Origin of the sequence: Achromobacter sp. UBA5777 (genome assembly GCF_002418565.1) — a bacterium.
Lineage (GTDB): Bacteria > Pseudomonadota > Gammaproteobacteria > Burkholderiales > Burkholderiaceae_B > Achromobacter > Achromobacter animicus.
In genome coordinates, this window is the sequence record NZ_DIEJ01000319.1 from 1,690 (window position 1) to 6,937 (window position 5,248).

2 protein-coding genes are annotated in these 5,248 nt (G+C 68.6%); both read right to left on the bottom strand.

Features of this window, described 5'->3' with window-relative positions:
* Nucleotides 1-44: 44 nt before the first annotated feature.
* The gene (locus tag B3446_RS27925) at nt 45-3,503 is read right to left on the bottom strand and encodes a UvrD-helicase domain-containing protein (protein ID WP_291387385.1); all 3,459 of its coding nucleotides are present in this window, start codon (nt 3,501-3,503) and stop codon (nt 45-47) included.
* A gap of 2 nt (nt 3,504-3,505) precedes the next feature.
* Nucleotides 3,506-5,248 (bottom strand): PD-(D/E)XK nuclease family protein (locus B3446_RS27930; protein ID WP_291387386.1); only part of this gene is annotated, 1,743 nt, incomplete at its 5' end.

Consider the following 5,248-nt stretch of genomic DNA (forward strand, 5'->3'; position numbering starts at 1 on the left):
GCTTCGCTTTGCCTTGCTTTGCTTGCTTGGAATTTCGCTTCGCTTTATTCCATCAAATCTATCCACGCCTTTGCGCGGGGGAAGTACAGGGCGGCTCGGGCGCTGCGGCCGTCTAGGGCTGTGACTTGGGTGCAGTAGCGCTGCAACTGTTCACCGTGGCGTTGGCGCATGCGGGTGGCGAAAGCGGGGGCCGACTCGCCGGGGTGGGGTCTGCCCGTCTTGTAATCGACGATCAGCCAGCCGTCTTCGGTGCTTAGGGCCAGGTCGATGACCGACACTTTGCCTGCCGCGTCGATGAGGGGCCATTCTCGGCGGGCGCCGGATTGGGATAGGAGCCACAGGCCGCGTTCGTCTGCCAGGGTGGCTTGCAGGGTTTCCAGGACGGCTTCGGCGGCTGCGTCGGCTTGGCTGGCGGGGATGCCTGCTCGGGTCAACTGACGGCGCATGGCGGGTAGGCGGGGGGTTAGCGCTTCGGGAGGCCACGCTTGTATGCCGTCCTGGCCAATGCGGGCCAGCCATGCGTGGGCCAAGGTGCCGATGGCGGCGTCGTAGCCGGCTTCTAGTTGCCACGCGGGATGTTCGGCAGCTTCGCCCCATGCGCCGCGTGTTGCCGTCGCGAAACCCGCGCTCATGGTGATGTTCGCTTGGCGTTGCAGTTGGGTCAGGCCGGCGCTGTCGATGCGGCGCAGGGGTTCGCCTTGCCATTCGGGGGCGTCGCCCTCCTCTTGCACGGGCTCGCCGTTGAGCGATGGCGGGACGGGTGGGGTCAGGCACGGCCACAGGCGGCCTAGCAGGCTGGCTGCGGGTGGGGGCTTGGTCTGGCCGGTGGCTTCGTCGATCGAGACGTGTCCGACCAGGTGCAGGCGCTTGCGGGCTCTTGTGGCGGCGACGTAGAGGAGGCGGTCGATTTCGTAGGAGGCGCGGCGGGCTTCGCGGGCGCCCAGGTAGCGGGAGACGGGGTCTGCCTCGGTTTCGGCGCGGGGCTTGACCGGGCCGAACAGGACGCGGCCGCCGCTTTGTTCGAAGCGCACCAAAGGCGCCTGGTCGCCGCGCGGTGCGCGGTGCAGACCGTACAGGATCACGGTTTCGAACTGCAGGCCCTTGGACTTGTGCATGGTCATGATTTCGACCGCGCCTTCGTCTTCGTCGGCGGCGTCGGGGGCCGCGAAGAGGCGGGAGATGCCGGCGTCCAGTGCGGCCACGTCAATGCTGCCGTGGGGGGCTAGGCGTTCGACCAGCTGGAACAGGCTTTCGGCATCGTTGGCGACGGACAGGCCGGCGTACAGGCCCGGTCCGCCCAGCCGGCGCCACAGCGATTCCACCCATGCTGCGAACGGCATCGCGCCGGAGGCGTTGCGCTTGTCCAGCAGGATGGATGCCACCTGACGCAAGCGCGCGAACTCGTCGGCGCTGAGCACGGTTTGCGCCGACGGCGCTTCGGGTTCGGGTGCCGGGGCATCGAAGAGCGACGCTTGCGGGTCTGCCGACGCAGCGGCCGTTGCCGTGGCGGCGGGTTGCGGCGCAATGCGCAAGGCGCGTTCGAGCAGCACGGGTATCGGCGTGATGTGGTCGTCGCCAAACAGGCGCTGCAGTGACGTAAGCGTCAGGCCGCAATATGGCGCGCGCAGCACGGATAGCCAGGCGAGGCGGTCGGCGGGATGCGACAGCGCGCGCACAAGCTGGACCAGGTCGGCCACGACCGGGCGCAGCGCCAGCGGCACGAGGTCGACCGCGCGGGAACGGATGCCTTCCTGCGCCAGCCGGCGCGTGAGATTGCCAAGGTGGCTGCGGGCGCGCACGAGAATGGCGACGGGGTGCTTGGCGCCCTTGTGGTCGATCAGCGCCTGGCGCACGAGTCCCACCGCGATGTCTTCGGCCTGTTCTTCGGCGGGCGGCGCGCCCTCGCGCGACCAGGCCGGGTGAAAGCGCACGGCGGGGTCGGGCAAGGCCGGATGAAAGGCGGTGGACGGGCTGTAGGCGATGGCGCCTGCGGCGGCGTCGCTGCGCCGGGGCAGCAGGTCGACGAAGGACTGGTTCACCCAGTCCACGATGCCGGCTTGCGAGCGGAAGTTGTCCGTGAGGTTCAGAAAGTCTGGCTTGACCTCTCCTACGCCGACGTCGGCCACTTCCAGGAACAGGCCGACCTCTGCCTTGCGGAAGCGGTAGATCGACTGCATCGGGTCGCCCACCAGGAAGAGGCTGCGGCCGTCGCCGGACTGCCACCCTGCCGTCAGCGTGCGCAGCAGGTCCAGCTGTGTCTGGCTGGTGTCCTGGAACTCGTCGATGAGCAAATGGCGGATCGAGGCGTCCAGCTTGAGCAGCAGTTCGCCGGGGTCGTCGGCGCTGCCCAATGCGGCGGCGGCGCGCTGGGCGATTTCGATGAAGTCCACCTCGCCCTTGTCGGCGAAGCGCAGGCGCAGCTGCGCGACGGCGAGCGCAAGCGTCATGAGCTGCGCGCCCAGCACTTCCCATTGCGCATCGGTGAAATGCGGTGCGGGGATATCGCGGACGGCGTGCAGGCGGCGCACCCACGCGCCTTGCGCGTCGGCGCCTTCAAGCCAGGCGACGAAAGGTTCCTTGTGCGCGCATTTGGCCGGGAACCCCAGATTCTTGTTGACCGTCTTGCGCAAGGAGCCGGTGCCGGTCAAGAGCAGATGCGCGACGGCGCGCCAGGCGTCCAGCAGTTCGGCATCGGGCTGCAGTTCTTCGGCCCAATCCAGCAAAGCGGCCAGCTTGTTTTCGTCTTCGCCGTCCTGCAGGTTGGCCGCGGCAAGGCGCGCCGGGCCGCTTAGCGAATCGCACCAGCCGTAAGGCATGGCGGCGCACAGGGCATCGAGGTCCTCGCCGATGGCTTCGGCCAACGTGGCCTCCATGGCCTCGCGGTCGGAGCCGTGGCGCAAGAGCGGCAGCCATTGATCGCGCTGGCCCAGCATGTCGGCGATGGCGTCCTTGGCGGCCTGCACGTCGACGTCGAGGTGACGCAGCAGAATGCGCACGGCCTCGTAGTCGTCGGCGAGATCCAGCGTGGCCCGCGCCGCGGCCTCGTAATGCGAGCGCGCGTCGTCCGTGATGTCCGGCATGCCGCCCAGCTCGGACAGCCACGGCATGCTGCGCACCAGCCCCGCGCAGAACGAGTCGATGGTGCGGATGGCCAGACGCGCGGGATGCTCGAGCAGATGCCAGCCTTGTTCGGCATTGCGCTCGAGCGCCGCGCGAGCGAGGTCCCAGCTGCGGCGTTCGTGGGCGGCTTCGGGCGGCGCGTCCAGGCCACGGCGCAACTTGCTCAGCACGCGGGCATGCATCTCGGAGGCAGCCTTGCGCGTAAACGTGATGGCGACGATTTCTTCGGGCCGGTTCACCGTAGCCAGCAGGGCCAGGATGCGGTCGGTCAGGAGTTCGGTCTTGCCCGACCCCGCAGGCGCCTGGACCAGAAAGGAGCGTGAGGGATCGAGCGCTGCGGCGCGCGCGGCGTGGTCATGCGGAAGGCGATCTTGTTCGGCCATGGTCATGCGTCCTCGTCGTCCAGATGCAAGCGCAGGAACGGCAAGGCATCGCAGTATTTCAGATCGTCGCGCCGGTAGGCGACGTTGGCCGCATAGCCGGCCACATATTCGTCAGCCAGCGACTCGATTGCCACACGCCAGCGTTGGCGGATTTCGGGCCAGGACAGGCCCTCGAAGAATTTGCTTTCGCTAGCCAGCGTGACGCCCGGCATGCCCAGGTCTTCGTCGGCCAAGCCTTGTGCGGCGACCTGCCGCGCGTGGATCTGCGCGAGCACCAGGCCCGCCGCTTCACCGCCGGCGGCGTCGGCCAGCACGGACGCGTAGAAAGGCAACTGCACGTTCACGGGACGGCTGCGCGACCAGTCGGGCTCGGGCCTGGCCGCGGCCACGCCGGTTTTGTAGTCGACGATGACGTTGCGGCCATCGGGCAGGCTGTCGATGCGGTCCAACCGCAGCTTCAGGTTGAGCGCGCCACGCTGCCACTGATGGTTCTTTTCAACTTGTGCGACCGCGAATGGCATGCGCTGCGCCTCAAGGTCGAGCCACGACGCCAGCACGGCCTGGGCACGCTGGCATTCCAGCGCCCGCAGGGCCGGCGCGTATTCCTTGAGTTCTTCGTCAGCGGCCTGCGCCACGGCCTGCTCCAGCAGCGCCGGCAAGCGGCCCGCCGCAAGTTGTTCGTGCAGCGCATCCTGGTCGGGCATCATGCCCCACACGATTTCGAGCGCCTTGTGCAGGAACTGGCCACGCACGTTCACGGTGGCGGCGTCGGCATATGGCGCGAGCTCGCGCCCGCCGAGGCGATGGCGCACGAACGCCCACAGCGGATTGCGCGCCTGCGTGTCCAGCACATCCAGCCCGCCCCCGCCACGATTGCCGGCGGCCAGCGGCGGCCCTTGCGAATCGTCGAGCGATTCCTGCGGCAAGGCGGCCTGCGATTCCGCCAGGACCGGCGCCCAATCGGTAAGGGGAAGCGCGGCGATCAGCGGCGACGGGCGCAATTCGCGTTCGCCATCCATGTGCGCGTGGCTGACGATGATGCCGGGCGCACAGCGGCAGAGCGCAGCGTACATGCCTTCCGCCCATTCGCGTTCGCGCTCGGGCGTGGCGCGTGGCGCCCTGGCCTGACGCAACACGGCCAGGGGCAGCAACGGGTTTGGTTTCGGTGATGCAGGCAATACGTCGTCCGTCAGGCCCAAGAGCCAGACACCATCCCAGTAGCCGCCTTCGGCTTCCAGCAAACCCAATACGTCCAACCGCGCGAGCGGGTCGCGCTGCGGCTGGAACGAGGACGAACGCGCCACGCTTTCCAGCAGGTTCACGGCCGCCAAGCCGCCCAGTCGGCCCGCGGCCGGCGCCAGCGCCGAAAAGCTGCCGAGCGCATCGCCAAGCGCACCCATGACCTGATAACCGACGCTGTCCAGCGGCGCTTCGCCGGGGAAGCCCAGGGCCGTCAATGCGGCCTTCATGCGCAGCATCCAGACATCGCACGTCGCCTTGTTGCCGCCTTGCGTCCAGATCTCTGAGGCGTGGTTCCACGCCTGCGCCAACAACGGAATGTCCGCGAGCAGCTTGCGCCATTCCGGCAAGGCTACGTGCAGCTTGCCCTGGCGCCGCCAGCGCGCATCGATGGCCGCAAGACGCGCGCGGTCGCGCACGTCGCCCGCGCAATGCCCCGCAAGCAGCGCGGCGCCCAGCACGTCGACGCCACACCCCTTGCCGGGCGCGCATTCGGCCAACGCCCG

Coding starts and splice junctions, on each gene's coding strand:
- B3446_RS27925 (WP_291387385.1), bottom strand. CDS start 3,503: ATGGCCGAACAAGATCGCCTTCCGCATGACCACGCCGCGCGCGCCGCA.